Source organism: Bifidobacterium sp. KRGSERBCFTRI, from assembly GCF_025908335.1.
On record NZ_CP109653.1, the window covers coordinates 1,852,842 to 1,868,845 of the forward strand.

The 16,004-nt window shown below is 59.2% G+C and carries 12 protein-coding genes; 5 read left to right on the top strand and 7 right to left on the bottom strand.

Annotated features, from left to right (window positions below; genetic code table 11):
* Positions 1 to 26 precede the first annotated feature (26 nt).
* Both OGI63_RS07935 and xylA read right to left on the bottom strand, forming a co-directional pair.
* The gene (locus tag OGI63_RS07935) at positions 27 to 1,721 is read right to left on the bottom strand and encodes a glycoside hydrolase family 43 protein (RefSeq protein WP_011742888.1); all 1,695 of its coding nucleotides are present in this window, start codon (positions 1,719 to 1,721) and stop codon (positions 27 to 29) included.
* A 390-nt stretch (positions 1,722 to 2,111) separates the two neighbouring features.
* Positions 2,112 to 3,461 (bottom strand): xylose isomerase, encoded by a 1,350-nt coding sequence (xylA, locus tag OGI63_RS07940; protein ID WP_011742887.1) that lies wholly within the window; start codon positions 3,459 to 3,461, stop codon positions 2,112 to 2,114.
* A 236-nt stretch (positions 3,462 to 3,697) separates the two neighbouring features.
* Between xylA and OGI63_RS07945 the strand changes: the two genes are divergently transcribed.
* Positions 3,698 to 4,978, top strand: coding sequence for an O-acetylhomoserine aminocarboxypropyltransferase/cysteine synthase family protein (locus OGI63_RS07945; RefSeq protein ID WP_003808298.1), 1,281 nt, complete (start codon positions 3,698 to 3,700; stop codon positions 4,976 to 4,978).
* A gap of 225 nt (positions 4,979 to 5,203) precedes the next feature.
* On the opposite strand, the gene OGI63_RS07950 is transcribed toward OGI63_RS07945, so the two are convergent.
* Complete coding sequence (locus OGI63_RS07950; RefSeq protein ID WP_011742886.1) at positions 5,204 to 6,130, bottom strand: DUF559 domain-containing protein; 927 nt, start codon at positions 6,128 to 6,130, stop codon at positions 5,204 to 5,206.
* Between the two features lie 216 nt (positions 6,131 to 6,346).
* Here OGI63_RS07950 and OGI63_RS07955 point away from each other — a divergent pair, with 216 nt between their 5' ends.
* Positions 6,347 to 7,855, top strand: coding sequence for an amidohydrolase (locus OGI63_RS07955; protein WP_041777259.1), 1,509 nt, complete (start codon positions 6,347 to 6,349; stop codon positions 7,853 to 7,855).
* A gap of 166 nt (positions 7,856 to 8,021) precedes the next feature.
* On the opposite strand, the gene OGI63_RS07960 is transcribed toward OGI63_RS07955, so the two are convergent.
* A complete protein-coding gene (locus tag OGI63_RS07960) occupies positions 8,022 to 8,861 on the bottom strand; it encodes a bifunctional diaminohydroxyphosphoribosylaminopyrimidine deaminase/5-amino-6-(5-phosphoribosylamino)uracil reductase RibD (protein ID WP_231837103.1) in 840 nt (279 codons plus the stop codon).
* Between the two features lie 163 nt (positions 8,862 to 9,024).
* On the opposite strand from OGI63_RS07960, the gene OGI63_RS07965 reads away from it, so the two are divergent.
* The 3 genes from OGI63_RS07965 (at position 9,025) to OGI63_RS07975 (ending at position 12,846) form a co-directional block, all read left to right on the top strand.
* Entirely contained in the window at positions 9,025 to 9,450 is a 426-nt protein-coding gene (locus OGI63_RS07965; protein ID WP_003808289.1) for a peptide deformylase, read from the top strand.
* Between the two features lie 589 nt (positions 9,451 to 10,039).
* Positions 10,040 to 11,716 (top strand): energy-dependent translational throttle protein EttA, encoded by a 1,677-nt coding sequence (gene ettA, locus OGI63_RS07970; protein WP_041777258.1) that lies wholly within the window; start codon positions 10,040 to 10,042, stop codon positions 11,714 to 11,716.
* Between the two features lie 224 nt (positions 11,717 to 11,940).
* Entirely contained in the window at positions 11,941 to 12,846 is a 906-nt protein-coding gene (locus OGI63_RS07975; protein ID WP_011742880.1) for an acyl-CoA thioesterase, read from the top strand.
* 25 nt (positions 12,847 to 12,871) lie between these two features.
* On the opposite strand, the gene OGI63_RS07980 is transcribed toward OGI63_RS07975, so the two are convergent.
* The 3 genes from OGI63_RS07980 to folP form a co-directional block, all read right to left on the bottom strand.
* Complete coding sequence (locus tag OGI63_RS07980) at positions 12,872 to 13,447, bottom strand: DUF3180 domain-containing protein (protein ID WP_003808275.1); 576 nt, start codon at positions 13,445 to 13,447, stop codon at positions 12,872 to 12,874.
* The gene (gene folK, locus OGI63_RS07985; protein WP_011742878.1) at positions 13,444 to 14,994 is read right to left on the bottom strand and encodes a 2-amino-4-hydroxy-6-hydroxymethyldihydropteridine diphosphokinase; all 1,551 of its coding nucleotides are present in this window, start codon (positions 14,992 to 14,994) and stop codon (positions 13,444 to 13,446) included. The genes OGI63_RS07980 and folK overlap by 4 nt, the downstream gene beginning before the upstream one ends.
* Before the next feature lie 84 nt (positions 14,995 to 15,078).
* Complete coding sequence (gene folP, locus OGI63_RS07990; RefSeq protein ID WP_041777256.1) at positions 15,079 to 15,957, bottom strand: dihydropteroate synthase; 879 nt, start codon at positions 15,955 to 15,957, stop codon at positions 15,079 to 15,081.
* Between the last annotated feature and the right edge of the window lie 47 nt (positions 15,958 to 16,004).

Consider the following 16,004-nt stretch of genomic DNA (forward strand, 5'->3'; position numbering starts at 1 on the left):
TGAACCATCCTGAAATTCCGTAGAATCTATGCCATGAAGCCGGCCATGCAACCGACGAACCCACCAGCCCATTCGGTGCTGAGGAAACGGGCATCGACACTCAGCAGGACCTGCCCCTGACGCACGAACGTCGCAGAATCAACCGGACCATGCATGCCAGTTACGATGACCGACAAGCGGTTGTCGTCGAAAAGTACCGCCGGACGCACTCCGTCAGCCTGTACGGCAACAGACCCAGCTTGCGAATCGTCTCCATTCACCATCTCGTAGCGCACATCCGTGCCATGCATCGAAAACACCGCGTAATGCGTGGAATTCTGCCGAATCACTAAAGAACCGGACATGGGAATCGGCATGAGCGTCGGCAGTTTCGCTATTCTGCGGTAGCTGACATCACGCTCGTCGCGCACCACCACATCGTTCGTCGAGCCATCAGCCACATCCACCAGCGCAGGTTCCACGTCACCGGCGAGCGAGGATTTCACCCTAGGCTCGATGGTGATGCCATCGTCTTCAGTAGTAACCGTGATCTCGTCGGCCAAGCGGCCAAGACCAGCGCACGTCACTGGCCATCCGGGGTCACCCTCATGCGTATCTAATGCACCGTTGCCGTCCAGCTTCCAATCGGCCGGATTATGTTCCCAGGATACCGGAGCGACAAAGCTCTCCCTTCCCAAGTAGCTCAATAATTCGCCGTCATGCTTTCCCCGCGTCTCCCTCACGCCGAGACACACCAGCCACCATCCCAGTTCCGGATGAAGCAACAGGTCCGCATGTCCCACGCATTGCAGCGGTTCCGACAAACCCAGATGTCGGTGGGTGAGAATCGGATTCTTCTTATCCGCGTGGAAGGCACGGATTGCGGTGCCAAGATAGCAGCGTTCCCCGTCACGAACCTGCGGAATGCACTCACCCGATTCGGATGCTTCCCGTTCGTAAGCTTCGAACGCCCGAAGCAGTCCATGCGGTGCATAGATGCGCATGGCCATTTCGCTATGTTCGAAACTGGTGCCCCCCTCAGCGGTCATCAGATACACATAATCACCCACGCGATAGAGATGCGGCGCCTCAGCCCACACCGATTCCATACCGTATCCGCGCCATATTACCGTCTTGCCCGATCCCGCAGGAAGACCGTCATCGACAAAAGTCCAAGTCTCCGGATTAATGCGTTGGGTCCAGACCTCGGTCTGGCCTTCCCATTGCGGATTGACCGCAGGACGGGTCTGGGTCCAGTACACATTGCCGTCCCCGTCCTCGAATATGTCTGGATCGATGCCTTCGGCGCCCTCGATCCAGAACGGCCCACGCCAAGGTCCGTCGATCGAGTCCGACTCAAGAACGAAGTTGCCTTCCGCCGCCTGGGCCGCATCCAATTCGGCCTGGGAGCATCCTTCCGCGATGGCTTTGCGTCCATTGATGCGAGCGATGGTGCAGGCAATCACGTATTTGCCACGAATCCTACGCAGCGTCGGCGCATAGACGCCACCCGAGTCATCCACGAAAGGAATGAGCAAACGTCTTGCCAACTCCTCATCTATGGCATCCGACACGTGTTTCCAGTGGGCCATATCCCTGGAAACGTAAATAGGCAAGCCTGGAACCAGTTCGAAGGTGGAGGTCACAAGCACGATTTGCCGAAGATCATCATCCCAAATCCAACTCGGATCAGGATGCATTCCGTGAAGAATGGGATTGGCGATGGTAATCGTTGTGGTCATAAGTACGCCTCATTCGGGAACGTTTGGATACATCACATCATTGCGAATAATCGAAATTTTCGCTTGGTCTAACAACGCACGCAAGCCGCTCACCGGCGATCTAGCCGGCAAACGACTTGCGTGCGAAGGAAATTTGAGGAAGGAGGAAGGAAAGAAAAGTGAGTGGTGTGCCGGAACACCGACGCTTCGGCACACCACATCCGGCTCTGTCACAGTCGAGCCCCACTGTTTGATCCAGCGATGAATCAGGAGTCCTAACGGAAACTCCTTACTGCGCCCATGCCTCGGTCCTGCAATTCCGGAACGCTACGCGCGCCCAGTCATTGCTCGCCCTCGACTACCGTCTCGGACTTCGCCCGAGGCTACCTAAAACCCTAGTGAGTTTTCGGCTCACGCCTCGGCCAGGGCGTCGATCATGTAGTTGTTGATCGTGGCCTTGACGGACTCGAGGTGATCGGACTTGGTGGCTTCGATGAGCTTGGACTGCGGGATATCCAGAGCGTACTCCTCGAGGGAAGCCAGGGAGGCGGTGCCGTTCTCGACGGTTGCGCCGATGCCGGAATCGAAGGAGCTGTAGCGCTCGGCCTGCAGGTTCTCGATGACCTTGTCCTCGTGCATCTTGGCGGCGACCAGGAGGCCTGCTGCGAAGGAATCCATGCCTGCGATGTGGGAACGGAACAGATCCTCGGCGGTGAAGGAGGTACGACGCGGCTTGGCGTCGAAGTTCAGACCACCGTGAGGGCCGATCTGGCCTTCGGCGAGGACTTCCCACATAACGGTGGAGGTCTCGTACAGGTCGGTCGGGAACTCATCCATATCCCAGCCGATGAGCTTGTCGCCCTGGTTGGCGTCCAAGGAGCCGAGCACGCCGGCCTCGCGGGCGGTGCGGATCTCGTGCTGGTAGGTGTGGCCGGCCAGGTTGGCGTGGTTGCCTTCCAGGTTCAGCTTGAAGACGTCCATCAGATCATAGGTGCGCAGGAAGTTGATGGCGGTGGCGGCATCGAAGTCGTACTGGAACATCGTCGGTTCCTTGGCCTTCGGCTCGATCAGGAACTGGGCGTCCAGGCCGATTTCCTTCGCGTAGTCATGGCACATGTGGAAGAACTTGGCCATGTGCTCCTGCTCGCGCTTCATCTGGGTGTTCCACAGGTTCTCGTAGCCTTCACGGCCGCCCCAGAACACGTAGTTCTCGGCACCAAGGCGCTTGGCGATCTCCAGGGAGTGCTTCAGCTGGCCGCCGGCGTACGCGTAGATGTCGGCGAACGGGGAGGTGGAGGCGCCGGAGACGAAGCGCGGGTTGGTGAACAGGGAGGAGGTGTTCCACAGCAGCTTGATGCCGGTGGACTTCATGTTCTCTTCGATCTTGTCGACGACCTTGTCCAGGTTCTTGTCGGTCTCGCGCAGGGTGTCGCCTTCCGGAGCGATGTCGCGATCATGGAAGCAGAAGTACTCGACGCCGAGCTTCTGGAAGAACTCGAAGGCGTAGTCGACCTTGGCCAGGGCCTCGTCCTCCGGATCGGAATACTTGCCGTACCACGGACGCTGGGCGGTGCCGGTGCCGAACGGATCGACGAGCTGCTGGTCGAAGGTGTGCCACCATGCGACGCCGAAACGCAGCCAGTCCTTCATCTTCTTGCCGGCAACGACCTTGTCGGCATCGTAGTAATGGAAAGCAAGACCCTCCTGCGGCCCCTTTTCGCGACCGACGTACGGAATCTTATCGATATCCCACAGACCCATGGAATGCTCCTTTGCTTGGTTTACTTACGTAAAGCTTTATTTCGCAGCGGGCTTTCCGCCCGTCTTGGTCTACATAATAAATTGAATTACCTAAGTTTGTCAATTCGTTAAACTATACGGCGTTTCCATTGGAATCAAGCCATTTATCAATGCAGTGATACAGTGTGTTTGTTTGTTCGCATCGCGGCGCAACACCTGCGCGGCACACGGAAGCGCGGAATCGAAAGAAGGAACATATGAGCGAAAACGTCGACACCATCTGCGTGCAGGGAGGCTATCAGCCGGGCAATGGAGAATCCCGCACTCCCCCAATCATCCAGGCCACGACCTTCAAATACCAGTCGAGCGAACAGATGAGCCGACTGTTCGACCTGTCCGAATCCGGCTACTTCTACACCCGCCTGCAGAATCCGACCAACGACACCGTCGCCGCGAAGATCTGCGAGCTGGAAGGCGGCGCGGCCGCGATGCTCACCTCGTCCGGCCAGGCGGCGAACTTCTTCGCGCTGTTCAACATCTGCAACAACGGCGACCACATCGTCGCCTCCTCCGCCATCTACGGCGGCACGTTCAACCTCATCAACGTGACCATGCGCAAGATGGGCGTCGAATGTACCTTCGTCAGCCCGGACTGCACCGAAGAGGAACTTGAGGCCGCGTTCCAGCCGAACACCAAGGCCGTGTTCGGCGAGTCCATCTCCAATCCGGCGCTTATCGTGCTCGACTTCGAGAAGTTCGCGAACGCAGCGCATCGTCACGGCGTGCCACTGATCGTCGACAACACCTTCCCGACGCCGATCAACTGCCGTCCGTTCCAGTACGGCGTGGACATCGTCACGCACGCCACCACCAAGTACATGGACGGCCACGGATCCTGCGTGGGCGGCGCGATCGTCGATTCCGGCAATTTCGACTGGATGGCCCATGCGGAGAAATTCCCGGGCCTCACCACTCCGGACGACTCCTACCATGGCGTCACCTACGCGAAGGAATTCGGCAAGGCCGCATACATCACCAAGGCCACCGCGCAGCTCATGCGCGACTTCGGCTCCACTCCGGCGCCAATCAATTCGTGGATCATGGGCATGCATCTGGAATCCCTCGGCGTGCGCATGGAGCGCCACTGCGCGAACGCACTGGCCGTGGCCAAGTGGCTCGACGCCGATCCGCGCGTCAGCTGGGTGAGCTTCCCGGGCCTCGAAACGGACAAGTACCATGCGCTGGCGGAGAAGTACATGCCGAACGGCACCTGCGGTGTGATCTCCTTCGGCGTGCCGGGCGGCCGCGAGAAGGTCTCCGCGTTCCTCGACCATCTGAAGATGGTGTCCATCGCCACGCATGTGGCCGATGCGCGCAGCTGCACGCTGTATCCGGCCGGCACCACGCATCGCCAGCTCACCGAGGAGCAGCTTGAGGAAGCCGGCGTCGGCATCGACCTGGTGCGCCTGAGCTGCGGCATCGAAAACACGGCCGACATCATCGCCGACCTCGACCAAGCCCTCGCCGCCGTGCAGTGAGCCGCAGAAATCCGCCATCTCGCTTATGGATGGCGGATTTCTTCACCCGACCGATGCTATTTCGCTTATAGATGGCAGTCTTCTTGAATCGCTAAGGCCCTAGGGGGTAATATTCATACCTCTTAAGGCCTTTTTGTGGATTTCATCCGCCATCTATAAGCGAAATAGCATCATGCCGCAGCCCGATTCCGCCATTCATAAGCGAGATATGGGCTTGCCCAAGCCTTACAGACGGTTGCCCTTCCTCCGACCATCGGCTATCTGAGCAATCGTCATTCGCCCACATAGCCGCACAGGCTCCCCCAAACGCAATGACATCCTCTGCGCCACACGTTCCGCCAATTCCCTTTGAGAATCCTCATCCCTGAGATTTTCCGCCGTCACCTGGATATACAGCCATCCTTCATCCTCCAACGCTTCCCGACGTTTACTGTCAGCCAACCATCGCGAGGCATGATGCCTGCCGTCGTATTCAATGATGATTTTCAAATCCGGATAAGCCATGTCCGCGAAAAATACATGAGAATAGCCTTTGAGCCGAATGGCATAGTTCACTTCCGGACAAGGCAAACCATAACACAACAGAACAATTCGACTTCTCGTTTCCTGGGAAGAATCTGTATTCTCCCGCATCAGCCTGAGAGCCCTACGCATTTTCGACACTCCTCTCACCGCACGTAATCTGTCGGAGCCTGAATAGTTGGACAAATCGGACAAGCTATCGACATATATCCGAAACTCCTCCAGTGTGGCCTTTTTCATATGTCCATCACGCCGCATCATCGAATCACCCAAAACCACCAATTCTTCATCTTCAAGCCGATTGGCATGCATGGCCCATGTGGTCACGGAATCCGTGCATCGCAATCGACCATGATGAATCGGCATATGCGTCTGAGGTCCAGACCAAAGCACAAAACAAATTCCCTGCAGTATCGTTCGCACGCCGTTACTTTCAATCACCGCGTGCAGCGTATCAGCCAAAAGCCCTCCGCGCCGGTAGCGAGGCAGTTCGATGCCTTGTAAACTCAGTGCGGTATCAAGCGCGAACACCAGCCGCCTTCCGGTGCGCCTCTGCGCTTCGAGACATTGTTCGATGGTTCTTGTCCTCAGCCGTGCGAGGCTTTCCGAATATTGTGCTCCATTGTCCATAGCGCCAAAGTAGAGGAAATGTCGCCGCGCTGCCTACCGGCTTCCGGCAAACAGTGGATAAGTGGATAACTGCGCCCTTCCTTTTCTGATGCGGATAACCGTATCCCAGCGGAGGAATTCAAAGTGCGCATAGCCGATTGAGACGAGCGCGGCAATCGCAAGCATTGCAAAGATACTATGGCTGGCAATGAGGTCATTTTGTTGAATCGAGGATGTATGGGCGAACCGTATGTGATTGAGAATGTGTGTTTCGTGGGGTCCGATGAGTCTGTCGACATCACGATTGAGCAAGGGCGGATCGCGGATGTACGGTCTTCGGAAAAGTCGGTAGCCAAGGCTTCAAAAACGTGGATCATTCCCGGCTTGTGGGATTGTCACACGCACTTCACGCAGTGGTCGTACACGCTGGGGCGGCTTGATCTGATTGATGCCCGCAGCGCCGATGAGGCAATGAGTCTGCTACGCGAGCACTTGGAGGAACGCCGCGAATCCGGCACGCTCGACCCGGACCAGTACGTGGTCGGCATGCGGTTCAGACACTCCCTGTGGGCCGATGATGCCCAACCGACATTGGCTGCGATCGACGCGGTGTCGGGCGACCAGCCCGTGGCGCTGTCAAGCGCAGACATGCATTGCGGCTGGGTGAATTCAGCCGCGGCTCGTAAGCTCGGCGTGCATGTAGGCGAGTCGGGACTCGTCGGCGAGCTTGAATGGTTCGACGCTTACTGCAAGCTGGACAAAGGCCCCGGTGCGGCTGACGAGCTGATGCGATTGCTGCGCAACGCGGAACAGGACGCCGCCGGCAAAGGCGTGGTCGGCGTGCGCGACTATGAGATGGCCGAGAACATCGACACGTGGATTGACCGCTTCAAGCAGGGGCTTGACGGATTGCGCATCGAAGCCGGCGTTTACCCCGAACGACTTCAGCAAGCCATCGACGACGGCTGGCATACCGGCGACGAACTTCCCGGAAGCCATGGCTTGGGCCATGTCGGTGCGATGAAGATGATTTCCGACGGCTCGCTCAACACCCGATCCGCCTACTGCTCCACACCGTATTCGGGCATTACGCCGGAAACCTACGGCACGCTGAGCTACACCCCCGAGCAAATCGAATCGTATATGCGGCTCGCCACCGAACATGGCTTCGACATCGCCTGTCATGCCATCGGCGACGAAGCGAACACCATCGTGCTCGACTGCGCGGAACGTACCCACGCGCACGGCTCCATCGAGCATGCCCAAATGCTCAAGGAACGCGACATTCCACGTCTTGCGCAATTGGGACTTGCCGCGAGCATCCAGCCACAGCACGCCATGGACGACCGTGACGTCATCACACGATTCTGGGGCAATCCCGCCGGAATTCCCTACGCGTTCAACAGTTTGCACAAGTCTGGAACCAAACTGCTTATGGGCTCGGACGCGCCGGTCGCGCCGTTGGATCCGTGGCTGGCCATTTCCGCAGCGGTGTTCGGCACGGAGAGTTCCGATCGAGAGCCTTTCCAGTCTGAGCAATGTCTGGATTTCGAAACCGCTCTCGCTTCGTCCACCGCCCTGGGGCGTACGACGTTGCAAGCTGGAGATGCGGCAGACCTAGTGCTGCTGGATTGCGATCCGAGTGAGCTTGAGTCCCCTGAGGCCATGCGCGCCATGCCCGACCATGTGCTCGCCACTATGCTTGCTGGGTGCTGGACATATCAGTCTCACGTATCTCGCTTATAGATGGCGGAATCGGAAAGCCGCCCGATGCTATTTCGCTTATAGATGGCGGCGCCTCTACGTCATTAAGGTCTTAGAGGGTATGATTTACACCCTTTAAGACCTCTTCGCAAAATTCATCCGCCACCTATAAGCGAGATAGCACTGGACAAGCAGACGAATCCGCCATCTATAAGCGAGATACACGGCCAACAACGCACGAATGGCGCTTCAGTCTTTTTGGCAAAGCCATGGACAACCGCTCGAATGCTTCGTCGCTTTCCACGATGAGGCTGTCGATTTTGCGCTTGCCCAGCTCACTCAGCCATTCGTCTGGATCCGTGCAGGCGAGCGCGCCGGCCTCCAGGAGTAACGGCCTGTGGCCGCCAATCACCACTTCGTCTGCGCCGACGGCTTGGACCGGTCCGTTGAAATGCGCGAAAGACTCGTCAGGAACGTCCGATTCAGTTCCGGCAAGCACCGCCGCATATGTGGCATATAGTTCGCGCCGACGGACCGCATACTCAGAGTCCGATTCACCCGCACGCCTTCTGCCGTCCACAATGTACGGCTTTCCCGTGGTGATGTAGTGGAAGAAATGGCGATTGATGGCGTCGCATTCCTCCCGCATCACGTCGCGAACCACTTCGACGCCCGCTTCCTCAAGGATGCGAAGGCCTTTGCCCGCTACAATCGGGTTCGGGTCAACCGATCCGACCACCACGCGTGCGATGCCGTGCGCCAGAATCAAGGCAGTGCACGCCGGCTGCGATCCGACATGGCAGCAGGGTTCAAGCGTGTCGATGACCGTGGCGCCAGTCAGATCGATGCCGTGCGCGTCGGCATAGTCGAACGCCATACGCTCCGCATGCGGGCCACGATACCGGTCATGGTATCCGGTGGCGAGAACCTCGCCATCACGTACCACCACCGCGCCTACCAGCGGATTCGGGTCCACCCATCCCGCACCCTTGCGGGCCAGTTCAAGAGCCTGCGCCATAGATTCGCGGTATTGCAACATGTCTTCCATGACCCCAAGCATATTGCACCAGTCCAAGCCGCACACGTTGCACCTCACATCCCGAAGCCGACGCGAACGGTCAGGGAATGGACAGGTTCGCCCAGCCGTCCGTCTCGCAGCCATGCGACGCTACAATATTGGCAGACCGGCAACATCCAACGAGAGGAATCACATGCAACGTGAGATTATGACGTCCATCCCATTTTTGAGCCAGCCGTCCGCCGCAGCCGAGAACACCGAAGAGGATCTGGCCGTGGCACAGGACCTGAAAGACACGTTGGACGCGCATCGCAATGGTTGCGTGGGCATGGCGGCCAATATGATCGGCGTTCCCAAGCGCATCATCGCTTTTGTGGATGAGGATTTCGGCGGCCGCATTTTCGTGATGTTCAATCCACACATCACCGCCGAAGACGGCGCGTTCGATACGGCGGAAGGTTGCCTCTCGCTCCAGGGCGAGCGCCGCACCGTCCGATACCAGCGCATCGAAGTGGATTATATGGATCGGAAATTCCGCGAGCGCCACGCAGCGTTCACCGGTTTCACCGCGCAGATCATCCAACACGAGATCGACCACTGCGATGGCGTGATCATTTGATCGCCGGCCTGCCGCCCACCAATCAATAGCCGCCCGCCGAAAACAGCCAACCCACCACCCCGTACTCGAAAAGCACGGGAAAACAGGAAGAATCATCAACAAAGTCACGTACGGAGGTACGATTTCGCCCTCAAACGGTCGAAACATACCCCGTACGCGAAAACCCGATTTCACCGCGCAAAATCACCGCCACCGCACCTACGGGGACAACACCGGGACTCCCCTCTCTCCGGCGACATCTCAACTCGGTGCCATCGCGCGCACAGAGGCACACGGAGACACCCAGGCTCGGAGACCGCCGCAGCAGGCCACCATCACCACCAACCACGTACGGAGGCACGCTTCCATTCCCACACAACCGACCCACGACCGCTGTGTAGACGGGATATGGGATAATCGGCGATGGTACTTTGCGTATGGACACGGTCCGAAAACACTTGGCTTCGATGAGTTCGCAGCAGACTTGCGATTCGTCCGCAACCAGTCGCGCCGGCAACGCGCCACAGCACGGCGAACAAGTGCGATTTTCCGTCGACCGACATACGCAAAACGCTGGAATTCCAACGTTTCTTAAGGATGGAACACAACATTGGCTGAGTTTATTTACCAGATGATCAAGGCCCGCAAGGCTTACGGCGACCGAGTGATTCTTGACGATGTGACCCTGAGCTTCCTGCCGGGCGCGAAGATCGGCGTCGTCGGCCCGAACGGCATGGGTAAGTCCACGCTGCTGAAGATTATGGCCGGCCTCGACACCGTTTCCAACGGCGAAGCCTACCTGACCCCTGGTTTCACCGTCGGCATTCTACAGCAGGAACCGCCGCTGGATGACACCAAGACCGTCGGCGAGAACATCAAGATGGCATTCGGCCCGATCGCCGAAAAAGTGACGCGTTTCAACCAGATTGGCGAGGAAATGGCCAATCCGGACGCCGATTTCGACGCGCTGATGGAAGAAATGGGCAAACTGCAGAACGATATCGACGCGGCCAACGGTTGGGATCTCGACTCCCAGCTCGAGCAGGCCATGGACGCTCTGCAGTGCCCGGATCCGGATACGCCGGTGAGCGTGTGCTCCGGTGGCGAGCGCCGTCGTGTGGCACTGTGCAAGCTGCTGCTTGAGGCTCCGGACCTGCTGCTGCTCGACGAGCCCACCAACCATTTGGACGCCGAATCGATCCTGTGGCTGGAGCAGTTCCTGCACCAGTACAAAGGCGCCGTCATCGCCGTCACCCACGATCGTTACTTCATGGACAATGTGGCCGAATGGATCTGCGAAGTGGATCGCGGCCACCTGTATCCATACAAGGGCAACTACTCCACCTACCTGGAGACCAAGGCCAAGCGTATGGAGATCCAGGGCGCCAAGGACGCCAAGCTCGCCAAGCGCCTGAAGAGCGAGCTCGACTGGGTGCGTTCCTCGCCGAAGGCCCGTCAGGCCAAGAACAAGGCCCGTCTGGAACGTTACGACCAGATGGAGCAGGAGGCACGCAACAACAAGAAGCTCGACTTCTCCGAAATCCAGATTCCGGCCGGCCCGCGTCTGGGTTCCACCGTGCTGGAAGCCGAGCATATCCACAAGGCGTTCGGCGACCGCGTGCTCATCGACGACTTGAGCTTCACCCTGCCGCGTAACGGCATCGTCGGCGTGATCGGCCCGAACGGCGTAGGCAAGTCCACCCTGTTCAAGACCATCGTCGGCTTGGAGCCGTTGACCTCCGGTTCGCTCAAGATCGGCGACACCGTGAAGATCAGCTACGTCGACCAGAACCGTGCCGGCCTTGACCCGAACAAGAACCTGTGGGAGGCCGTGTCCGACGGACTCGACTTCATCGAGGTGGCCGGAGTGGAAGTGCCGACCCGCGCCTACGTGGCGTCCTTCGGCTTCAAGGGTTCCGACCAGCAGAAGCTGGTGGGCGTGCTGTCCGGCGGCGAACGCAACCGTCTGAACCTGGCACTGACCCTGAAGCAGGGCGGCAACCTGCTGCTGCTCGACGAACCGACCAACGACCTTGACGTCGAAACCCTGGAATCCCTCGAAAACGCGCTGCTCGCCTTCCCGGGCTGCGCCGTGGTGATCTCCCACGACCGTTGGTTCCTCGACCGTGTGGCCACGCACATCCTCGCATGGGAGGGCACCGACGAGAATCCGGCCAACTGGTACTGGTTCGAAGGCAACTTCCAGGCCTATCAGGAGAACCGCATCGCCCGTCTCGGCGAGGATGCGGCCCGCCCGCACCGCCTGCACCGCAAGCTGACCCGCTAAAGGCAGACAGATCCAATCGAGTCGCGTTAAGCGCAGATTTCAGCAAAGCGCCACCCTTCATTACGAGCGGTGGCGCTTTGCCATACGTCAACCGTTTGCCGCTAACCAACCGTTCATTCTTCTCACGTACTCGTTACAAAACAATCCGACGAAATTTACTACGTATGGATAGACTCGATGCCAGCATAAAGAGCTATCCACACGCGGAAGGAATCGAGGCCATCATGACGCAGACAGACATGACGCCGCTGCAGCGACTGGCAAAGGTGCTCCAGCTGGGCACGCCCTCAAACTATCGCAACCATACGTATATCAACGGCGAAAGCCTGTACTTCCCCACTGGCCGAGTCTACGGCGGACAGGTCATCGCGCAGTCGCTGATGGCCGCGTCGAGAACCGTCGCTCCATCCCGTCTGCCGAATTCCATCCACGGCTATTTCATTTCGGCCGGCGATATCCGTCAGGATCTGCTGTTCGACGTGGAAAATCTGCGTGACGGACGTTCCTTCTCCGCCCGTCGCGTGAATGTCACGCAGGCGCAGGGCTCGATTTTGACGGCAATCGCCAGCTTCCAGGAACATGACCAGGAAGGCATCGAATTCGCCGACCCGATGCCTGAGAACATTCCCGATCCCGACAGCCTGACCAGTGCGAAGCAACTGATGGAGCCGTATGCGGAACAGTCGCCGTTCGCCAAGTATTATGCGGAGAAGTCGCCGTTCGATATTCGCCATGTGACGCGCACCATCATGCTTGGCGCCGACAAGAAGAGCGCCAGCGAGGATTCCGGCAAGCAGATGGTGTGGATGAAGGCCGACGGCAAGGTGGACGTGCCGCAGGTCATGCATCGTGCGATGCTGGCGATGGGCTGCGACCAGATCATGCTGGAGCCGATTCTGCGCCGTGCTGGCTTAAGCATCGCCACGCCGGGCATTTCGTATGCGTCCATCGACCATTCGATGTGGTGGTACCGCGACATCGACATCAACCAGTGGCATCTGTACGTGCAAGACACGCCGACCGCGGCGCACGGACGCGGCTTGGGCCAAGCGAAGGTCTACACACAGGATGGCGAGCTGGTGGCCTGCATGGCGCAGGAAGCGATGTTCCGCGTGCCGAAGAAGGACTGAGACGGAGTTAAAGAAGGTCTGACGTTCAGACTTTCGATTTCGTGGCAGGATTCGTAGCCGATTTTGTAGACGCCTTCGTGGCGGCGGCCGCATAGCGATTGCGCTGTGCGGCCTTTTTCACGGCCGGACTTTCCGGCCCGTCGATAGGCGGGATGCGGCACAGCCACTCCCCCACGATGCCGACGATCATGTCGGCGACGCATACCACGCAGGCCACCACGCATTCGATGATGGCTTGGCTATAGAATTCCGCCTCACCATGCGGCAGACTCATGATGATCTGCCCACCGTACCAGCCGGCCAACGCCGCGCCCGCAAGTCCGAGCGCTTTGCAGGCCACCAGCGTGCCGAACGCCTTCTGCGGGTCCAATGGCTTGAGCTGCGCGCGTTTGACGGGATCTTTGGTCGTGTATTTATGAATCTGCAGAGCCATGTACAGCACCACACCACCCAACACGGCCAGCACCACCGGCACGATCCAGGGTGCGCCAACCAACGGCAGGCCTGAAATCTCGCCGTATTTCGCCAATCCCATGCCGGCCAGCACGCCAAGTGCGGCCGCAAGGACGAATGACCACCAAGGGGTTCTGCGTGCCCTCATAGCGTGTCTCCGATAATCCAATTGTCGGTCAGCATGCCCACTTGCGCGGCGTCCGGAGCCATCGCCAGCAGGAACGCGACCGGATCCCTGCCGAGTTTCGCGTCCGGATCCATGTCGAACCATGGGGCGAGCACGGCCGCATGCTCACGTGCGGACGGCCACGGCACCATGCAATCAGGTTCGTTGCGGACCACGCCTTCCATGTCCACAAGGTCGAGGTCGAGGTCATCCGAAATGGAGGATGACACCGATTCCAACGCACCGATAAGCTCACGCGCGTCCATGCGCGTGGAAATCTGCATGACGGCGGCCATTTTGTCCGGATAGTCGTCGACCTGGCTGACATGGTACAGCGGCGAAATACCTTCCACCTGGTTGCCGGGAAGCGCGTCGATGGCCACGATTGCCTGACGGAACTGGTGTTCCGCATCAGTTGAAACGCTATCCAGGGAAATGACCGCTCGACGGGATGCCGGTCCCGGTTTCGCCGCGGCCGCAGCGGCTGCTTTGGAGGCCGCCGTACCTTCCGGAAGTTCAATGGAATCAATGGATTCAACAGAATCGGCATCGTCAATCGCATCAACGTCATCTGCAGACGTCCCAATGTCGGAATCGCGAACTATGGGATCCTGAGCTCCGGCAACCATCCAATCGTCCGCGATCTCATCGATATGGTCGCGGTCGGACGTTTCGTGCAGCAGTTGCGCCACGGAACCGGCGTGCGCTCCCCCGAGTTCTGCGTCCGGTTCAAGCGCAAGCCACGGCCCCAATACGAAAGCCCGCTGCCATGCGCGCGGATGCGGCAACGTCAGGTCGGGGTCGGCGCTTTCCTGCCCGTCAAAGTCGATGATGTCCAAATCGAGCGTGCGCGACGTCCAATGGTCGGTGCGCACGCGACCATGTGAGGCTTCGATGCGCTGCAAACCGGCCAGCAGTTCGGCGGCCGAAAGCCTGGTATCCACGGACACGACCGCATTGCGGAATTCCGCAGTACCTTCCGGCATGCCCCATGCGTCGGTCCGATAGAGCGGCGACACCCCCGTCACCTGCGTGGAGGGAAGCCCATCAATGCACCGAACGGCGTCACGCAAGGTGGCGGTCACATCGCCCTGATTGCCTCCCATGGCGATGATGGCATGATGCACCTGCCCATGTTCCGACGACCGCTCACGCGATGGACTGTCAACTGTTTCACGGGAACGTTCCACGGTCACGCTGACATCGTCGAACGGCACGGTGATCGGCGCATTCGGCTTATGCACGGTGACCTGCGTGCGGCACACGGCCGGAAAGCCGAGAATCATGCCGACGATACGATTGGCCAGCTTTTCAATCAAATCGACGTGTTCGCCTTCGATGATGGCCACGATGCCTTTGGCGATCGCACCATAGTCGACGGTGTCGTTCAGATCGTCGGAACGGCCGGCGGCAGCGAGGTCGAGGAACAGCGTGGCGTCCACCACGAAGGTCTGGGCCCGCTCATGCTCGAAGTCGAGCACGCCATGTTTGCCCGTCGCGCGGATTCCCGTCAGTCGAATCTGATCCATACCAGCCTTCCTTTGCCGTTCCTACGTTCCGTATTCCTATTATTTCCGCGATTGCGATGTTGTGACTATCTGCGATTCGCACGGTCACGCGTTCGCATACTCGCGCCATGCGTTGCCGACGGCGACCGCGTCGCGGCTTTTCGCCACGTCATGCACGCGCACGGCCCACACGCCATGTTCCGCGCACAGGGCGCTGATGGCCGCGGTGGCGTTGTCTTTTGAGGCCATGTCCGGCTCGGTCACACCGGCGCCGGCAAGCAGCGAGCCGACGAAACGTTTGCGGGACGCGCCGATCAGCACCGGATAGCCAGTCGCGTTGAACCGGTCAAGCGCCGCCAGAATCGGCAGGTTATGCTCCACGCCCGGCTTGGAGAAGCCCAGGCCCGGGTCGATGATGACCTGTTCGGCCTGCACCCCGGCTTCAAGCACCGCATCCACCTGACGCATCAGCTCGTCATACACGTCATTCACCACGCCATGCTCGTAGCGGGAGGTGTCGGCGTCCGGCACATTGCCTGCGGCGCCGGCAAGCCAGCCACGCCAATGCTGCACGATGTACAGGCAGTCGGAATGGTCGGCCACCACATGCGGCAGTTCGCGGTCCAACTGGCCGCCGGACACGTCGTTGATGATCTGCGCGCCATGTTCGAGCGCGGCCAACGCCACCGAAGCGCGCGTGGTGTCGATGGACAGCACCGCCCCTTCGGGAATCAGCGCGTCCACAGCGCCCAGCACACGGGCCTTCTCGTCGGCTTCGCTGACGCGTTTGGCTCCCGGACGGGTGGATTCCGCTCCGATGTCGATGATGTCGGCACCGGCTTTCATCATCGCCTCGCCATGGGCTTTGGCCGCCTCCGGAGCAAGCCAGAGGCCGCCGTCGGAGAAGGAATCCTCCGTGATGTTGAGCACGCCCATCACCAACGTGCGCTGGCTATCATGAATCGCCTTCATATCAATCGCCATCGGTTTTCTTCCTTCATTCATTCCGTTCTTCCGTTCGGTTCTGTCCG

Bases quoted from the DNA above. Each gene is read 5' to 3' on its own strand.
- OGI63_RS07950 (WP_011742886.1), bottom strand. From the start codon at position 6,130: ATGGACAATGGAGCACAATATTCGGAAAGCCTCGCACGGCTGAGGACA.
- folP (WP_041777256.1), bottom strand. From the start codon at position 15,957: ATGGCGATTGATATGAAGGCGATTCATGATAGCCAGCGCACGTTGGTG.
- xylA (WP_011742887.1), bottom strand. From the start codon at position 3,461: ATGGGTCTGTGGGATATCGATAAGATTCCGTACGTCGGTCGCGAAAAG.
- OGI63_RS07935 (WP_011742888.1), bottom strand. From the start codon at position 1,721: ATGACCACAACGATTACCATCGCCAATCCCATTCTTCACGGAATGCAT.
- OGI63_RS07945 (WP_003808298.1), top strand. From the start codon at position 3,698: ATGAGCGAAAACGTCGACACCATCTGCGTGCAGGGAGGCTATCAGCCG.
- folK (WP_011742878.1), bottom strand. From the start codon at position 14,994: ATGGATCAGATTCGACTGACGGGAATCCGCGCGACGGGCAAACATGGC.
- OGI63_RS07965 (WP_003808289.1), top strand. From the start codon at position 9,025: ATGCAACGTGAGATTATGACGTCCATCCCATTTTTGAGCCAGCCGTCC.
- OGI63_RS07955 (WP_041777259.1), top strand. From the start codon at position 6,347: ATGGGCGAACCGTATGTGATTGAGAATGTGTGTTTCGTGGGGTCCGAT.
- OGI63_RS07975 (WP_011742880.1), top strand. From the start codon at position 11,941: ATGACGCAGACAGACATGACGCCGCTGCAGCGACTGGCAAAGGTGCTC.
- OGI63_RS07980 (WP_003808275.1), bottom strand. From the start codon at position 13,447: ATGAGGGCACGCAGAACCCCTTGGTGGTCATTCGTCCTTGCGGCCGCA.
- OGI63_RS07960 (WP_231837103.1), bottom strand. From the start codon at position 8,861: ATGGAAGACATGTTGCAATACCGCGAATCTATGGCGCAGGCTCTTGAA.